The following is a 15,067-nucleotide window of genomic DNA, read 5'->3' on the forward strand; positions in this document are numbered from 1 at the left end:
GTCCGGCTTCCCGTCCTCCACAGACTGCCTCGCGACGTTGTCCGACGCGAGCCGTACTCTGGGGCCCATGCAGACCTCGGCGGACCGGCAGGACCGGCACCAGTACCCCGCCCACTGGGAGGCGGACGTGGTGCTGCGCGACGGTGGCACCGCGCGCATCAGGCCCATCACCGTTGATGACGCCGACCGCCTGGTCAGTTTCTACGAGCAGGTCTCGGACGAGTCGAAGTACTACCGCTTCTTCGCGCCGTACCCACGGCTCTCCGCCAAGGACGTCCACCGCTTCACGCACCACGACTTTGTGGACCGGGTGGGACTCGCGGCCACCATCGGCGGCGAGTTCATCGCCACCGTACGCTATGACCGCATCGGCACCGACGGCATGCCCGCGACCGCGCCCGCGGACGAGGCAGAGGTCGCCTTCCTGGTGCAGGACGCCCACCAGGGCCGCGGGGTCGCCTCCGCCCTGCTGGAGCACATCGCGGCCGTCGCGCGCGAGCGGGGCATCCGCCGCTTCGCCGCCGAGGTGCTGCCCGCCAACACCAAGATGATCAAGGTGTTCACGGACGCGGGCTACACCCAGAAACGCAGCTTCGAGGACGGCGTCGTCCGCCTGGAGTTCGACCTCGAACCCACCGACCGCTCCCTCGCCGTGCAGCGCGCGCGGGAGCAGCGCGCCGAGGCCCGTTCCGTACGGAGGCTCCTCGCGCCCGGCTCCGTCGCGGTCGTCGGTGTCGGCCGTGCCCCCGGCGGGGTGGGCCGCGGCGTCCTCGGCAACCTCCGCGACGCCGGCTACCCCGGCCGCCTGTACGCCGTGAACAAGGCCTTCCCGGAAGACCTCAAGGAGGTCGACGGGGTGCCCGCGCACCGCTCGGTGCGGGACATCGACGGGCATGTCGACCTGGCCGTCGTCGCCGTACCGGCCGCGCACGTGCCCGCCGTGGTCGCCGAGTGCGGGGAACACGGCGTCCAGGGGCTGGTCGTGCTCTCCGCCGGCTACGCCGAGAGCGGGCCCGAGGGACGCGAACGGCAGCGGGCCCTCGTCCGGGCCGCGCGCGCGTACGGCATGCGGATCATCGGCCCGAACGCCTTCGGGATCATCAACACCGCCCCGGACGTCCGGCTGAACGCCTCCCTCGCCCCGGAGATGCCCCGGCCGGGCCGCATCGGGATGTTCGCCCAGTCCGGCGCCATCGGCATCGCCCTGCTCTCCCGGCTGCACCGGCGCGGCGGAGGCGTCACCGGCGTCACCGGCGTCTCCACCTTCGTGTCCGCCGGCAACCGCGCCGACGTCTCCGGCAACGACGTCCTCCAGTACTGGTACGACGACCCCGAGACCGACGTCGTCCTCATGTACCTGGAGTCCATCGGCAACCCCCGCAAGTTCAACCGCCTGGCCCGGCGGACAGCGGCGGCGAAGCCGCTCGTGGTGGTGCAGGGGACCGGCACGGCACCGCAGGGCCACGCGGTACGGGCCACCCGGCTGCCGTACGAGACCGTCTCCGCGCTCCTCCGGCAGGCCGGTGTGATCCGGGTCGACACGATCACCGAGCTGGTCGACGCGGGCCTGCTGCTCGCGCGGCAGCCGCTGCCCGCCGGACCGCGCGTGGCCATCCTCGGCAACTCCGAGTCGCTGGGCGTGCTGACGTACGACCGGTGTCTCGCCGAGGGACTGCGGCCCGCGCGGCCGGTCGACCTGACGACCGGGGCGACGGCCGAGGACTTCCACCGGGCGCTCGCCGCCGCGCTGGCCGACGGCACGAACGACGCCGTCGTCGTCACGGCGATCCCCGCGATCGGGGAGAGCTCGCCGGGGGACGCCGAGCTGGCGGAGGCGCTGCGGTCGGCCGCGGCGGCGGTGCCGGGCAAGCCGGTGCTCGTGGTGCACGTGGAGCTGGGGGGACTGGCGGAAGCGTTGTCGGCGGCGGCGAGCACCGCACCGGGAGCCGTCGACAGGGCGCCCGGCACCGAGGGAGCCGTGGCCCCCGCCCCGCTGACCACCCCGCCGGAAGGCACCCACCTCATCCCCGCCTACCCCGCCGCCGAACGTGCCGTCCGCGCCCTCGCCGAAGCCGTGAAGTACGGGCAGTGGCGGCGGGACGCGGCCGATCCCGGGAAGGTGCCGGAGTACGACGACATCGACGAGAAGGGGGCCGCCCGGCTCATCGGCGAGCTGCTCGCGCGCGGGCAGGGGCTCACCATCTCCGACGCGCAGACCTGCGAACTGCTCGCCAAGTACGGCATATCCGTGCGCCGCGCCCTGCCCGCCCTCACCCCGGACGCCGCCGTCGAGGCCGCCCGCGCGCTCGGTTACCCGGTCGCCCTCAAGGCCACGGCCCCGCACCTCAGGCACCGCGCCGACCTGGGCGGCGTCCGCCTCGACCTCGCGGACGAGGAGCAACTGCTGAGGGCGTACGCCGAACTGACCGAGCTGTTCGGACAGCCGGAGGAGCTGCGGCCGGTGGTGCAGGGCATGGCGCCGCGCGGGGTCGACACGGTCGTACGCGCGGTGATCGACCCGGCGGCCGGGGCCGTGCTGTCCTTCGGCCTGGCCGGAGCCGCCTCGCAGCTGCTCGGGGACATGGCCCACCGGCTGGTCCCCGTCACCGACCGGGAGGCGACCTCGCTGGTGCGGTCGATCCGGACGGCACCGCTGCTGTTCGGCTGGCGCGGCTCCACCCCGGTGGACACCCCGGCCCTGGAGGAGCTGCTGCTGCGGGTGTCGCGGCTGGTCGACGACCACCCGGAGGTGGTCGCGGTCACGCTGGAACCGGTCGTCGTCGCCCCGCACGGAGCCGGCGTGCTCGGCGCCACCGTACGGCTCGCGCCGCCGCCCGCCCGTGACGACCTCGGCCCGCGCACCCTGCCGGCCTACTGAGCGGGACGGGGGGCGCATGGAGATCGCCGGACGGAAGCTGCCCGGGGGCAGCCGGTGGCACCGGGAGACCACCGCGGGGCAGCCGCGCCTGGCCGCCGGGTACGGCCTCACCCGTCACGAGGGCGGCCCGGAAGCGATCTTCCCCGCCCCGCTCCCGGTCTGCTGCCCGCCGAGCTTCCAGGACTCCGTCTCCCGTCCGCCCACGCCCGAGGAGACGGCACGTCTCGACGGCGGCCCGGGGGACGACGCACCCCTCGCCGTCGCCTTCGATGCGGACGCCGGGGGCCGGGCGGCCGTCTCCCCGTCCGGTCGCCGCCGAAGGCCCGGAGGTCCCGCAGGGATTCGTACCGGGGCCCCCGCGCGCGGGCGCACAGGCCGCCCCGGTCCGCGCGACTGGCCCGGACCCCCCTTGCCCACGGATTAGGATGGACGCCATGGCCAAGACCAGTACGACGACCCAGGGGCTGCGCGCGGCGATCGAGCGCAGCGGCTACTACCCGGCCCTCGTGGCCGAGGCGGTGGAGGCCGCTGTGGGCGGCGAGCCCATCCGGTCGTACCTGGTCCACCAGGAGACCACGTTCGACCAGAACGAGGTGCGCCGGCACGTCACGGTGCTCGTTCTGACCGGCAACCGCTTCATCGTCAGCCACACCGACGAGCAGGCCGCCGACAGCACGTCCCCGACGCCGTACGCCACCACCTCCACCGAGTCCGTGAAACTCGACCGGATCTCCTCGGTCGTGGTGAGCCGGGTGGTCGCGAACCCCGAGCAGTACACGCCGGGCACGCCGCCCCGCGAGGTCGTGCTGACCATCGGCTGGGGCGCGGTCAGCCGCATCGACCTGGAGCCCGCCGCCTGCGGCGACCCCAACTGCGACGCCGACCACGGCTACACGGGCAGCTCCACGGCGGACGACCTCAGCCTGCGCGTCAGCGAGGCCGGGGACGGCCCGGAGACGGTGCGCCAGGCGCTCGCCTTCGCGCAGGCCATCTCGGAGGCGACCGCGGACGTCACGCGCTGATGTCCCAGCTCTCCGCCTGGGACCACCCGGAACCCCTCGCCCTCGACACCGCGCCGCTGCCCGAGTACGGCAGCGGCTCCCTCGCCGACCTGCTGCCCACCCTGGCCGCCGGCATGGGCGTGCCCGGCCTGACCGCCACGATCGGGGAACTGACCCCCGCCGACCGGGTCTGCGTCTTCCTGATCGACGGCCTCGGCTGGGAGCAGCTGAAGGCCCACCCGGACGAGGCCCCGTTCCTGACCTCCCTGCTCGGCAGCTCGCGCGGCGGCACCGGCCGCCCGCTCACCGCCGGCTACCCGGCGACCACCGCCACCTCCCTCGCCTCCGTCGGCACCGGCCTGCCGCCCGGCGCCCACGGCCTGCCCGGCTACACCGTGCGCAACCCGGACACCGGCGCGCTGATGAACCAGCTCCGCTGGCAGCCGTACACCGAACCGCGCCCCTGGCAGCCGTACCCCACCGTCTTCCAGCTGGCCCACCAGGCCGGGGTGCACGCCGCCCAGGTGTCCTCGCCCGCCTTCGAGCACACCCCGCTCACCAAGGTGGCGCTCAGCGGCGGCAGTTTCCACGGACGGCTCACCGGCGAGGAGCGCATGGACCTCGCGGCCGAGCAACTGGCCGCCGCGGACCGCGCCCTGGTGTACACGTACTACGCCGAACTGGACGGCTCCGGACACCGCTACGGCATCGCCTCCGACACCTGGCGCGGCCAGCTGATGTACGTCGACCGGCTCGTCCAGCGCCTCGCGGAGCAACTGCCGCCGCGCAGCGCCCTCTACGTCACCGCCGACCACGGCATGGTCGACATCCCGTTCGACGAGCGGCACCGCATCGACTTCGACGAGGACTGGGAACTGCGCGCCGGGGTCGTCCTGCTCGGCGGCGAGGGCCGGGCCCGGCACGTGTACGCGGTGCCAGGCGCCGAGAACGACGTGCTGACGGTGTGGCGCGAGGTGCTCGGGGAGCAGTTCTGGGTGGCCTCGCGGGACGAGGCGATCGCGGCCGGCTGGTTCGGGCCGCCCGGCGCATGCGACGAGCGCGTGTACCCGCGGATCGGGGACGTGGTCGCCGCCGCGCACGACGACGTCCTGATCATCGCCTCCGAGCGGGAGCCCAAGGAGTCGGCGCTGGTCGGCAACCACGGCTCGATGACCCCTGCCGAGCAGCTCGTCCCGCTGCTCGAAGTACGCTCCTGAACCGTCCCCCGTCTTCAGCGACTCGCCGAAAGGTGCTCAACTCCTCATGCCCGAGCTGGTGTTCTTCTCCGGAACGATGGACTGCGGGAAGTCGACGCTGGCTCTGCAGATCGAGCACAACCGCTCCGCGCGCGGACTGGCCGGCATGATCTTCACGCGGGACGACCGCGCCGGCGAGGGCAAGCTGTCCTCGCGGCTGGGCCTGGTCACCGACGCGGTCGAGGTCGAGGACGGCCAGGACCTGTACGTCTATCTCGTGGACCATCTCTCGCGGGGCGGCCGGGCCGACTATGTGATCGCGGACGAGGCCCAGTTCCTCGCCCCCGAGCAGATCGACCAGCTCGCGCGCGTGGTGGACGATCTCGGGCTGGACGTGTTCGCCTTCGGCATCACCACCGACTTCCGCTCCAAGCTGTTCCCCGGCTCCCAGCGGCTGGTGGAGCTGGCCGACCGGATCGAGGTGCTCCAGGTGGAGGCGCTGTGCTGGTGCGGCGCCCGCGCCACGCACAACGCCCGCACGGTAGACGGCGAGATGGTGGTCGAGGGCGCCCAGGTGGTCGTCGGCGACGTCAACCAGTCCGGGGGCCAGGTCGGCTACGAGGTGCTGTGCCGGCGCCACCACCGGCGCCGGATGACCGCGGCGACGGCCCGCGCGGCGGCGCTGTCCCCGGACGTGCTGCCCGTCCCGTCCGCCGGGACCCCCTGAGCGCTCAGCGCGGATCCTGGACCACGGAGAACTCGGCGCCCTCCGGGTCCGCCACCGTCGCCAGCCGCCCGTGCGCGCTGTCGTGGGCCGGCTTGAGGATCCGGCCGCCCAGGCCGGTGACCTGCCGCAGCGCTTCGGCGAGGTCGGCGACCTCGAAGTACGTCCGCCAGTAGGGCCCCCGGTCCCGGGGCAGTCCGTGGCCGATGCCGTGCAGCCCGGCCACCGGACGGCCGTCGAGACGCAGGGTCAGATAGTCGAGGTCGGCGGAGACCACCGGCTCCTCCTCGTAGCCGAACACGCTCTTGTAGAACTTGGCGACGCTCTCCGTCTCGTAGGTGACCAGTTCGTTCCAGACGGGCGTGCCGGGTACGCCGGTGATCGACGTGCCGAGGTGCGCGGAGCCCTGCCAGATCCCGAACACCGCTCCGGAGGGGTCGGAGGCGATCGCCATCCGCCCCGCCTCGGCCGCGTCCAGCGGCCCGACGGCCGGCGTGCCGCCGCACAGCCGTACGGTGTCCACGGTCTGGTCCACGTCGTCCGAGGCGAAGTACGGCGTCCAGGCGACCGGCAGCCGGCGGTCCGGCGGCAGCTGGCCCATGCCGGCGACCTGCCGCCCGTCCAGCAGCGCCCGCACATAGGGCCCGAGCTGCTGCGGGCCCGGCAGGAACTCCCAGCCGAACAGCTCACCGTAGAACTGCTCGGTGGCGTCCAGCGCGTGCACCATCAGGCTCACCCAGCAGGGCGTGCCGGGCACGCGCCGCGCGTGCGGACCGGCCGACTCCTGTTCCTCGGTCATCGATCACTCTCTCCCCGGCCCTTCGTGGTGGCCGTGTCGCTTCCGCTCCCCGGAAGGGTGTACCTCCGGGAGGATGCCTGATCTGCCGTCTTTCGCCGCTTCATGGCGATGGCCGGCGGGTGTCCGTCGGCTGTACAGCGCGTGCTCGGTCACGTACGTCGGGTGATCGAGCGTGTCCGGCCGAGCAGAGTAGCGGGACCTGGACGCCGCGGCCACCCCTGGCGTATGGATGGACGCCATGACAGCCATCATCACCGCATCCGAACTCGCACACGAGCTGACCGGCGGCAACCCGCCGGTGCTGCTGGACGTGCGCTGGCAGCTGAGCACGGCGAAGGCGGCGGGCGCGCCCGCCTTCGACGGGCGGGCCGAGTACACGGCCGGCCACATCCCCGGCGCGGTCTTCGTCGACCTGGACCGGGAGCTGGCCGCCGCGCCCGGCGCGCACGGCCGGCATCCGCTGCCCGACCCGGCCAAGTTCGGTGCCGCGATGCGCCGCGCGGGCGTGTCGGCGGGCCGGCCGGTCGTCGTGTACGACGGCGGGCAGGGCTGGGCGGCCGCGCGCGCGTGGTGGCTGCTGCGCTGGACGGGTCACCCGGACGTGCGGGTGCTCGACGGCGGGTTGCCGTCCTGGGAGGGCGAGCTGTCCACCGGGACGCCGGCCCCGGCCGAGGGTGACTTCGAGCCGGCGCCGGGCGCAGCGGGGCTGCTGGACGCGGACGGGGCCGCGGCCCTCGCCCGCACGGGTGTGCTGCTGGACGCGCGCGCGGGGGAGCGGTACCGCGGTGAGGTGGAGCCGATCGACCGGGTCGGCGGGCACATCCCGGGCGCGGTGTCGGCGCCGACGGCGGAGAACGTGGGCCCGGACGGCCGCTTCCTGCCCGCGGCGGAACTGAGGGACCGCTTCAAGGCCCTGGGGGTGTCCGAGGACACCGAGGTGGGCGTGTACTGCGGTTCGGGCGTCTCCGCCGCCCACGAGGTGCTCGCACTGGCGGTGGCGGGCATTCCGGCGGCCCTGTACGTCGGTTCCTGGTCCGAGTGGTCAGCGGACCCGTCCCGGCCGGTGGCGGTGGGAGCGGATCCGCAGTGACCGGGCAGCCGGAAGAGGGGCACGCGCGCGTGCCCCTCGTCCGGCGGTAGGACCGTGCTACTCCTGCTTCTTGCGGCGCGTGCCGAACACGATCTCGTCCCAGCTCGGTACGGCGGCGCGGCGGCCGGGGCGGACGCCGTCGGCCTCGGCCTGGCGGTCGGTCGCGCCGATGAGCCGGTCGCGGTGGCTGCCCACGGAGCGCGGCATCAGGACGTCCGCGTAGGCGGAGCCGGCGGACGCGGCGGGTGCGGGCGGCTCCTCCGCGGCGGACTCCTCCTCGGTGTCCTCGGAGGGTTCCGACGGGCGTTCCGGGACCACCAGGTCGCCCCGGAAGCTCGGCACGGCCTCCAGCAGGCTGGTCAGCGAGTCGCGTTCGCCCGTGCTCTCCTCGGCCGGCTCCGACGACTGCGCGGGCAGGCTGGGCCGCTCGCGGTCGCCCCGGTCGAGAGCGCGGTCCATGGTGCGCTCGCGCGGCAGCCGGGCGATCCTCGGGACGAACGGGAAACTCGGCTCCGGTACGGCCAGGTCGTCGGACTCGCCGATCAGCGAGCGCGCCTCGTCGTCGACGGCCTGGACGAGCCGCCGCGGCGGGTCGTACGTCCAGCTCGCCGAGTGCGGTTCGCCCGCGACCCGGTAGACGAGGAGGACCTCCCAGGTGCCGTCGTCGCGGCGCCAGGAGTCCCACTGCACGGTGTCCTTCTCGGCGCCGCGCAGCAGCAGCCGTTCCTGCACGGCCTCGCCGAGCAGCGGGCCGGAGTTCTCGCCGGGGCGGCGGACCGGGGTCTTGCGGGCCCGCTCGGCCATGAAGGCGCGCTCGGCCAGTACCGGCCCCTCGAAGCGCCGTACCCGGTCGACGGGGATGCCGGCGAGCTGCGCGACCTCTTCCGCCGTGGCACCGGCTCGTATCCGCGCCTGGATGTCGCGCGGGCGCAGATGGCTCTCGACCTCGATCTCGATCTGGCCGAGGCGGGGCCGGTCGCCGCGGACGGCGGCGCGGAGCCGTTCGTCGATCGGAAGCGTGTACTCCGTAGAGTCGGCAGCCTTCAGCACCAGCCGTGTGCCGTCATTCGAGACGGCCACGACACGCAGTTCGGGCATGGGGACCTCCCGGGTGGTGCCTGCCGACGTCACGTGCGTCGCTGCTTCCGCTAGTCGAGTGTGGCCTGCCCGGGTGCAGCCTGCCACAACCTTGCCGAGTTGCCCGGCGTGTCGGGCACGGGCCCGGGACCGCCGTTATGGCACGGTTACCTGTTCGCAACGCTAAGTGACCAACTCCGTCACCCTGTGCAACTAGCCCCCTCCCGGCGATCCTGCAAGGTCGTGGGCACCCTGGTGGGAGACCGGACCCAGGGCTCGCAACAGTACTCCATTTGGACCACGTGCGTGGATTGGCGCGCCGCCCAACTTCTGGCAAGGGGTGCGACTTGGCCGTCCGCAACCGGTTTTGTGGATCATGAACGTGGCGAACTTCACGCAATCGCCAGAAACGGAACTAATGGTTTCGTCCGTACGTCCCCTTCTCGTGCAGTCGGCCGACCAATGTCGGCAACTGCGGCAAGTGCTCCATGAGGTGCGGGAAAGGCAGGCAAGTTCCGGGTATGCGTGAGACGCCCGATACGGGTCGGAAGCGGATCGACCTGAGCGTCCCCCAGGTCGCGGGCAGCGCCCTCGCGGCGGTGGTGGCGGCCAAACTGGCTTCGTACTTCGGGGTGTACGGCACGATCGTCGGCGCCGGCGTCGTCAGTGTCGTCGCCACCTGTGGCGGCTCGGTCTTCCAGCACTTCTTCAAGCGGACCGGGGAGCAGCTGCGGGAGAAGACCGCGGTGGCGGCCCGGCCGCCACAGAAGCGGGAAGCGCGGCCACGGGGACGGCGGGCGTCCCCGCCGCCGGGCGAGTTCACCGAGGGCACCGTCTACCGCGCGCGGGCCGGGAGCCGGCGCCGCCCGCTGGTCGCCGCCGCCCTGGTCTTCGGGGTCACGCTGGCCGGCATCACGGCGTACGAGCTGGTCTCCGGGAACAGCTTCAGCGGCGGTACGGGTACGACGGTCAGCGACGCCGTCACCGGCCGGGGCTCCTCCGGTGCCACGTCCGACCGGACACCCGCCCCTTCGGGCACCACGTCTCCGGAACGCACGCCCTCGACCGGTGACGGCACGAGCCACAGTGCGCCCCCGGCGCCCGGCGGCTCACCGAGCGGCCGGCCGACCGGGCAGCCGGACTCCGGGCGGAGCGGGGAACCGAGCGGCGAGCCGGCCACCCCGGTCCCCACGCCCAGTGCCCCCGGCGCGTCCGCCACGACGCCTACGCCCCCAGAACCCTCCGCAGATAGTCGTTCTGGAACAGCCGGTCCGGGTCCAGACGGTCCCGCAGCGCCGTGAACTCGCCGAAGCGCGGGTACACCCGGGAGAAGTACTCCGCGTCCCGCGTGTGCACCTTGCCCCAGTGCGGACGCCCCTCGTGCGCGGTGAAGATCCGCTCGGCGGCCGTGAAGTACGCCTGGTACGGCGTGCCCCGGAACAGGTGCACGGCGATGTAGGCGCTGTCCCGGCCGGAGGCGGTGGACAGGGTGATGTCGTCGGCCGGGGCGGTGCGCACCTCGACCGGGAAGCTGACGCGCAGCCCTGAACGGTCCACCATGGCCTTCAGCTCGCGCAGCGTCTCGCCCAGGGCCGCGCGCGGGACGGCGTACTCCATCTCCACGAAGCGCACCCGGCGCGGTGAGGTGAAGACCTTGTAAGGGATGTCCGTGTACGTCCGCGCGGACAGGGCCCTGCTGGAGACCTGCGCGATCGCCGGAACGGTCGCCGGGACCGTGCGGCCGACCCACTGGGCCACCTGGAAGACGCCGTTGGAGAGGAACTCGTCCTCGAACCAGCCCGCGAGCCGCCCCACCGGCTGCTCGGGGCCGGCGCTGCGGTTGTTCCGCTTGGTGTTGGTGTTGCCCGTGTGCGGGAACCAGTAGAACTCGAAGTGTTCGTTCTCGGCCCACAGCTGATCGAACTCGGCGAGGACCCGCTCGAAGGACATGGGTTCCTCGCGCGCGGTGAGCAGGAAGAGCGGCTCCACGGCGAAGGTGATCGCGGTGACGACGCCCAGGGCGCCGAGGCCGACGCGGGCCGCCGCGAAGACCTCCGCGTTCTCCTTCTCGGAACAGGTGAGCACGGAGCCGTCGGCCGTGACCAGCTCCAGCGCCTTGATCTGGGCGGCGATGGAGCCCGACGTGCGGCCGGTGCCGTGCGTGCCGGTGCTGGTGGCCCCGGACACGGTCTGCTCCATGATGTCGCCCATGTTGGTGAGCGAGAGGCCCTCGCGTGCGAGAGCGGCGTTGAGCCTCTTGAGCGGGGTGCCCGCCTCCACCGTGACCGTCATGGACGCCCGGTCGATGGTGCGTATACCGGTCAACAGTTGAGGGCGTATCAACACACCGTCGGTGGCGGCGATCGAGGTGAAGGAGTGCCCGGTGCCGACCGCCTTCACCTTCAGGCCGTCCTCCCGGGCCCGGCGCACCGCACCGGCCAGCTCCTCCACGGAGGCCGGCGCGACCTGCCGGGCGGGCCGGGCGGAGACATTGCCGCCCCAGTTACGCCACGTGCCGTTCTTCCCGCTCGCTGTGCTGCTCAACGGTGCCTCCCCGACCCGCGGCCGGCCTGCGCAGCCGGCGGTACCCGAGGAAACCGACCGCGACCGCGACGGCCCCGGACACGGCCGGAACCCCGTACCCGGCCCGTGCCCCGGCCGCGTCGATCACCCAGCCGGCCACGGAGGAGCCGGCCGCGATGCCGACGGCGAGGCCGGTGCTCACCCAGGTCATGCCCTCGGTGAGCTGCGCGCGCGGTACGTGCTCTTCGATGAGGGACATCGTCGTGATCATCGTCGGCGCGATGGACAGCCCCGCAACGAACAGCGCCACGGCCAGAAGCGGCAAGTTTCCGACCAGTAGGAGGGGGATCATACTCACGGCCATCGCCGCCACGCCCAGCAACCAGCGACGTTCCGGCGCACCGCTGAGGCGCAGCAGTCCGAAGACCACGCCCGCGACGCACGAACCGGCCGCGTACAACGCCAGGACCAGGCTCGCGGCGCCCTTGTGGCCGCGCTCGTCGGCGAAGGCGACGGTGACCACGTCCACCGCTCCGAAGATCGCGCCGGTCGCCGCGAAGGTCGCCACCAGCACCTGGAGCCCCGGCGCGCGCAGGGCGCTGCCGCCGCCCCGCCGCTCGCGCGGATGCGGTTCCGGCTCGGTGGCGCGCTGGGAGGTGAGCCACAGGACGCCGGCCAGCAGGAAGCAGGCGGCGAGCAGCGGGCCGGCCTCCGGGAACCAGGCCGTGGACAGGCCGATGGAGATGATCGGCCCGAAGATGAAGCACACCTCGTCGACGACCGACTCGAACGAGTAGGCGGTGTGCAGCTTCGGGGTGCCCCGGTACAGCGCGGCCCAGCGGGCCCGGATCATGGCGCCCAGACTCGGCACCGAGCCGATCCCGGCCGCACAGACGAACAGCACCCAGTCCGGCCACCGGAAGTGCGCGGCGAGCAGCAGCCCGGCGGCCGCGAGCAGGGCCACCAGGGTCGCGGGGCGCAGCACCCGGCGCTGCCCGTGCCGGTCCACCAGCCGGGAGATCTGCGGGCCGATCGCGGCGGCGGACAGCGCGATGGCGGCCGACAGGGCGCCCGCGAGGCCGTAGCGCCCGGTGAGCTGGGAGACCATCGTGACGACGCCGATGCCCATCATCGACAGCGGCATCCGCCCGAGGAACCCGGCGGCGGAGAAGGCCTTGGTGCCGGGCTCGGCGAACAGGGCTCTGTAGGGGCTGGGCACGTGGTCTCCGAAGCGGCTCAGTAAGGCGCGAATGCGGCTGATACAGCTTACGAGTTAGGCGACCCTAATCGCACTCGGTTTGACACCCGGACAAATCTGTCTAAACAGACTGGAAGCCGACTCTTCACCCCGCTGTTTCCCCGCTGTCGGTGCCGGGTGGCAGGATCGACTCATGCCAGACGCGCTCGATCCCACCCCGTACGACGCCCTGCTCCTGCTCTCCTTCGGCGGCCCCGAAGGCCCGGACGACGTGGTCCCGTTCCTGGAGAACGTCACGCGCGGGCGCGGCATCCCCAAGGAACGCCTCAAGGAGGTCGGGCAGCACTACTTCCTGTTCGGCGGGGTCAGCCCCATCAACGCCCAGAACCGCGCCCTGCTGGACGCGCTGCGCAAGGACTTCGCCGACCACGGCCTGGAGCTGCCGGTCTACTGGGGCAACCGTAACTGGGCGCCGTACCTGACGGACACCCTGCGCGAGATGGTCGCCGACGGCCGCCGCCGCATCCTGGTCCTCGCCACCAGCGCCTACGCCTCCTACTCGGGCTGCCGCCAGTACCGGGAGAACCTCGCCGACGCGCTGGCCGCCCTGGAGGCCGAGGGCCTGGAGCTGCCGAGGATCGACAAGCTGCGGCACTACTTCAACCACCCCGGCTTCGTCGAACCCATGACCGACGGCGTGCTGCGCGCCCTCGCCGACCTCCCCGAGGACGTCCGCGCGGGCGCCCACATCGCCTTCACCACCCACTCCATCCCCACCTCCGCCGCCGACACCTCCGGCCCCGTCGAGGCCCACGGCGAGGGCGGCGCCTACGTCGAGCAGCACCTGGACGTGGCCCAGCTGATCGCCGACGCCGTCCGCGAGCGCACCGGCGTCGACCACCCCTGGCGGCTCGTCTACCAGTCCCGCTCCGGAGCCCCGCACATCCCCTGGCTGGAGCCGGACATCTGCGACCACCTGGAGGAGCGGCACGCCGCCGGTGTCCCGGCCGTCGTCATGGCCCCCATCGGCTTCGTCTCCGACCACATGGAGGTCCTCTACGACCTCGACACCGAGGCGACGGCCAAGGCCGGGGAACTGGGCCTGCCGGTGCGCCGCTCGGCCACCGTGGGCGCCGACCCGCGGTTCGCCGCGGCCGTCCGCGAGCTGGTCCTGGAGCGGGCCGCCGTGGAGCGCGGCCAGGAGGTCACCCCCTGCGCCCTGGGCGCGCTCGGCCCCAGCCACCACCTCTGCCCGGTCGGCTGCTGCCCGGCCCGCGCCCCGCGCCCCGCCGCCGCGGGCGCCGACAGCCCCTACGCGTGAGGAGACCCGTGACCGACGCCCTGCACCGGGACCTGCTCGAACTGGCCCAGGAGGCCGCCCGCCGCGCCGGCGAACTGCTGCGCGACGGCCGCCCCGCCGACCTGGCCGTGGCGAAGACCAAGTCCAGCCCCATCGACGTCGTCACCGAGATGGACATCGCGGCGGAGAAGCTGATCACCGACCTGATCTCCGGGCAACGCCCCGACGACGGCTTCCTCGGCGAGGAGGGAGCCTCCGTCGACGGCACGAGCGGCATCCGCTGGGTGATCGACCCGCTGGACGGCACCGTCAACTACCTGTACGGCCTGCCGACCTGGGCGGTGTCCATCGCCGCCGAGCAGGACGGCGAGACAGTGGTCGGGGTCGTCGCGGCACCGATGCGCGGCGAGACGTACCACGCGGTGCGCGGCGGCGGCGCCTGGGCCACGGGCGCGTGGCAGGGCGAGCGAGCGCTCGCCTGCCGCCCCGCGCCCCCGCTCGACCAGGCCCTGGTCTCCACCGGCTTCAACTACGTCACCGAGGTCCGCGCCCACCAGGCCGGGATCGCCGCCCGGCTGCTCCCCGTGCTGCGGGACATACGGCGCGGCGGTTCGGCGGCGATCGACCTGTGCGACGTGGCCTGCGGCCGGCTCGACGGGTACTACGAGCGGGGACTGCACGCGTGGGACTTCGCGGCGGGGGACCTGATCGCACGGGAGGCCGGTGCGCTGACCGGTGGACGGCCCGGTGAGCGGCCGTCACCGGATCTGACCGTGGCCGGGTCGCCGGGTGTCTTCGAGCCCCTCCAGCGGCTGCTGGAGGACTTCGGCGCCTGGCACGACTGACCCCGGGCGAGCGGGCACGCAAAGGGACCCCGGCGCTGGATTCGCCGGGGTCCCCTCTTGCGCTTCGGGCCGATCAGACGCGTGACGCGCCGACCTCCACACCGTGTTCGGCGGCGAGGCGTCGCAGGTCGTCGAGCTCTGCCTGCTCCACCTCGACGAGGAAGTCGTCGCCCTCGTCACGAGCCCGCGACAGGTCGGACTCGGTCGCCCTTATGCGCTGCAGAAGTCCTGCGGTGAAAGCGTCCATGCTGCGCCCCCTCGTCCAGGGTCGTGGGTCGGTGGCACGGGGGTGTGCCGTAGGGAAGGGGCGATCACGTCTCTCGCAGGTGCCCAGCGCTGCCCGGCCGGGCGGCGACGGTGCCGGACACCCACGCCCGCTCTGCCAAGCGGAGGCAGAAGTACCGCATGGTGCTGCGGCACATGCAGAGCGTGATCG

13 protein-coding genes are annotated in these 15,067 nt (G+C 73.3%); 8 read left to right on the forward strand and 5 right to left on the reverse strand.

What is annotated here, in order from left to right; translation table 11 throughout:
* The first annotated feature begins 67 nt into the window (after positions 1–67).
* The 4 genes from ACH4LD_RS04765 to ACH4LD_RS04780 all read left to right on the forward strand — a co-directional run bounded on the left by ACH4LD_RS04765 (position 68) and on the right by ACH4LD_RS04780 (position 5,802).
* Positions 68–2,878 (forward strand): GNAT family N-acetyltransferase, encoded by a 2,811-nt coding sequence (locus ACH4LD_RS04765; RefSeq protein WP_398054520.1) that lies wholly within the window; start codon positions 68–70, stop codon positions 2,876–2,878.
* Between the two features lie 425 nt (positions 2,879–3,303).
* Complete coding sequence (locus ACH4LD_RS04770) at positions 3,304–3,900, forward strand: DUF5998 family protein (protein WP_030647492.1); 597 nt, start codon at positions 3,304–3,306, stop codon at positions 3,898–3,900.
* Entirely contained in the window at positions 3,900–5,096 is a 1,197-nt protein-coding gene (locus ACH4LD_RS04775) for an alkaline phosphatase family protein (protein ID WP_398054519.1), read from the forward strand. Before ACH4LD_RS04770 ends, ACH4LD_RS04775 begins: the two co-directional genes overlap by 1 nt.
* Positions 5,097–5,142: 46 nt before the next feature.
* A complete protein-coding gene (locus tag ACH4LD_RS04780) occupies positions 5,143–5,802 on the forward strand; it encodes a thymidine kinase (RefSeq protein ID WP_398054518.1) in 660 nt (219 codons plus the stop codon).
* A gap of 4 nt (positions 5,803–5,806) precedes the next feature.
* Here ACH4LD_RS04780 and ACH4LD_RS04785 read toward each other — a convergent pair whose 3' ends face one another.
* On the reverse strand, positions 5,807–6,598 hold the full coding sequence (locus ACH4LD_RS04785) for a VOC family protein (protein WP_398054517.1): 792 nt from the start codon (positions 6,596–6,598) through the stop codon (positions 5,807–5,809).
* A gap of 238 nt (positions 6,599–6,836) precedes the next feature.
* Between ACH4LD_RS04785 and ACH4LD_RS04790 the strand changes: the two genes are divergently transcribed.
* Positions 6,837–7,688, forward strand: a complete 852-nt coding sequence (locus ACH4LD_RS04790; RefSeq protein WP_398054516.1) for a sulfurtransferase — start codon at positions 6,837–6,839, stop codon at positions 7,686–7,688.
* Between the two features lie 57 nt (positions 7,689–7,745).
* Here the strand turns inward: ACH4LD_RS04790 and sepH are convergent, their stop codons facing one another.
* Complete coding sequence (gene sepH, locus ACH4LD_RS04795) at positions 7,746–8,786, reverse strand: septation protein SepH (RefSeq protein WP_398054515.1); 1,041 nt, start codon at positions 8,784–8,786, stop codon at positions 7,746–7,748.
* 500 nt (positions 8,787–9,286) lie between these two features.
* On the opposite strand from sepH, the gene ACH4LD_RS04800 reads away from it, so the two are divergent.
* Positions 9,287–10,066: a hypothetical protein gene (locus ACH4LD_RS04800; protein ID WP_398054514.1), complete on the forward strand. Its 780-nt coding sequence runs from the start codon at positions 9,287–9,289 to the stop codon at positions 10,064–10,066.
* On the opposite strand, the gene ACH4LD_RS04805 is transcribed toward ACH4LD_RS04800, so the two are convergent.
* Positions 9,990–11,309: a D-arabinono-1,4-lactone oxidase gene (locus ACH4LD_RS04805; RefSeq protein ID WP_398054513.1), complete on the reverse strand. Its 1,320-nt coding sequence runs from the start codon at positions 11,307–11,309 to the stop codon at positions 9,990–9,992. The two genes, ACH4LD_RS04800 and ACH4LD_RS04805, sit on opposite strands and share 77 nt — an antisense overlap.
* Positions 11,269–12,507 (reverse strand): MFS transporter, encoded by a 1,239-nt coding sequence (locus ACH4LD_RS04810; protein ID WP_398054512.1) that lies wholly within the window; start codon positions 12,505–12,507, stop codon positions 11,269–11,271. The genes ACH4LD_RS04805 and ACH4LD_RS04810 overlap by 41 nt, the downstream gene beginning before the upstream one ends.
* Positions 12,508–12,679: 172 nt before the next feature.
* Here ACH4LD_RS04810 and ACH4LD_RS04815 point away from each other — a divergent pair, with 172 nt between their 5' ends.
* Together ACH4LD_RS04815 and ACH4LD_RS04820 are read left to right on the forward strand one after the other, a co-directional pair.
* Complete coding sequence (locus tag ACH4LD_RS04815; protein WP_398054511.1) at positions 12,680–13,807, forward strand: ferrochelatase; 1,128 nt, start codon at positions 12,680–12,682, stop codon at positions 13,805–13,807.
* Positions 13,808–13,815: 8 nt separating this feature from the next.
* Positions 13,816–14,631 carry an inositol monophosphatase family protein gene (locus ACH4LD_RS04820; protein WP_398054510.1) on the forward strand — a complete coding sequence of 272 codons (816 nt, stop codon included), beginning with the start codon at positions 13,816–13,818 and terminating at the stop codon, positions 14,629–14,631.
* A 73-nt stretch (positions 14,632–14,704) separates the two neighbouring features.
* Here the strand turns inward: ACH4LD_RS04820 and ACH4LD_RS04825 are convergent, their stop codons facing one another.
* A complete protein-coding gene (locus ACH4LD_RS04825) occupies positions 14,705–14,878 on the reverse strand; it encodes a hypothetical protein (RefSeq protein ID WP_023546087.1) in 174 nt (57 codons plus the stop codon).
* Positions 14,879–15,067 lie beyond the last annotated feature (189 nt).

The sequence above is a fragment of the Streptomyces sp. NPDC017676 genome (assembly GCF_044329325.1).
Lineage (GTDB): Bacteria > Actinomycetota > Actinomycetes > Streptomycetales > Streptomycetaceae > Streptomyces.

What these genes read in the sequence shown, in the direction of transcription:
- ACH4LD_RS04765 (WP_398054520.1), top strand. Translation starts at nt 68, where the DNA reads ATGCAGACCTCGGCGGACCGGCAGGACCGGCACCAGTACCCCGCCCAC.
- ACH4LD_RS04770 (WP_030647492.1), top strand. Translation starts at nt 3,304, where the DNA reads ATGGACGCCATGGCCAAGACCAGTACGACGACCCAGGGGCTGCGCGCG.
- ACH4LD_RS04775 (WP_398054519.1), top strand. Translation starts at nt 3,900, where the DNA reads ATGTCCCAGCTCTCCGCCTGGGACCACCCGGAACCCCTCGCCCTCGAC.
- ACH4LD_RS04780 (WP_398054518.1), top strand. Translation starts at nt 5,143, where the DNA reads ATGCCCGAGCTGGTGTTCTTCTCCGGAACGATGGACTGCGGGAAGTCG.
- ACH4LD_RS04785 (WP_398054517.1), bottom strand. Translation starts at nt 6,598, where the DNA reads ATGACCGAGGAACAGGAGTCGGCCGGTCCGCACGCGCGGCGCGTGCCC.
- ACH4LD_RS04790 (WP_398054516.1), top strand. Translation starts at nt 6,837, where the DNA reads ATGACAGCCATCATCACCGCATCCGAACTCGCACACGAGCTGACCGGC.
- sepH (WP_398054515.1), bottom strand. Translation starts at nt 8,786, where the DNA reads ATGCCCGAACTGCGTGTCGTGGCCGTCTCGAATGACGGCACACGGCTG.
- ACH4LD_RS04800 (WP_398054514.1), top strand. Translation starts at nt 9,287, where the DNA reads ATGCGTGAGACGCCCGATACGGGTCGGAAGCGGATCGACCTGAGCGTC.
- ACH4LD_RS04815 (WP_398054511.1), top strand. Translation starts at nt 12,680, where the DNA reads ATGCCAGACGCGCTCGATCCCACCCCGTACGACGCCCTGCTCCTGCTC.
- ACH4LD_RS04825 (WP_023546087.1), bottom strand. Translation starts at nt 14,878, where the DNA reads ATGGACGCTTTCACCGCAGGACTTCTGCAGCGCATAAGGGCGACCGAG.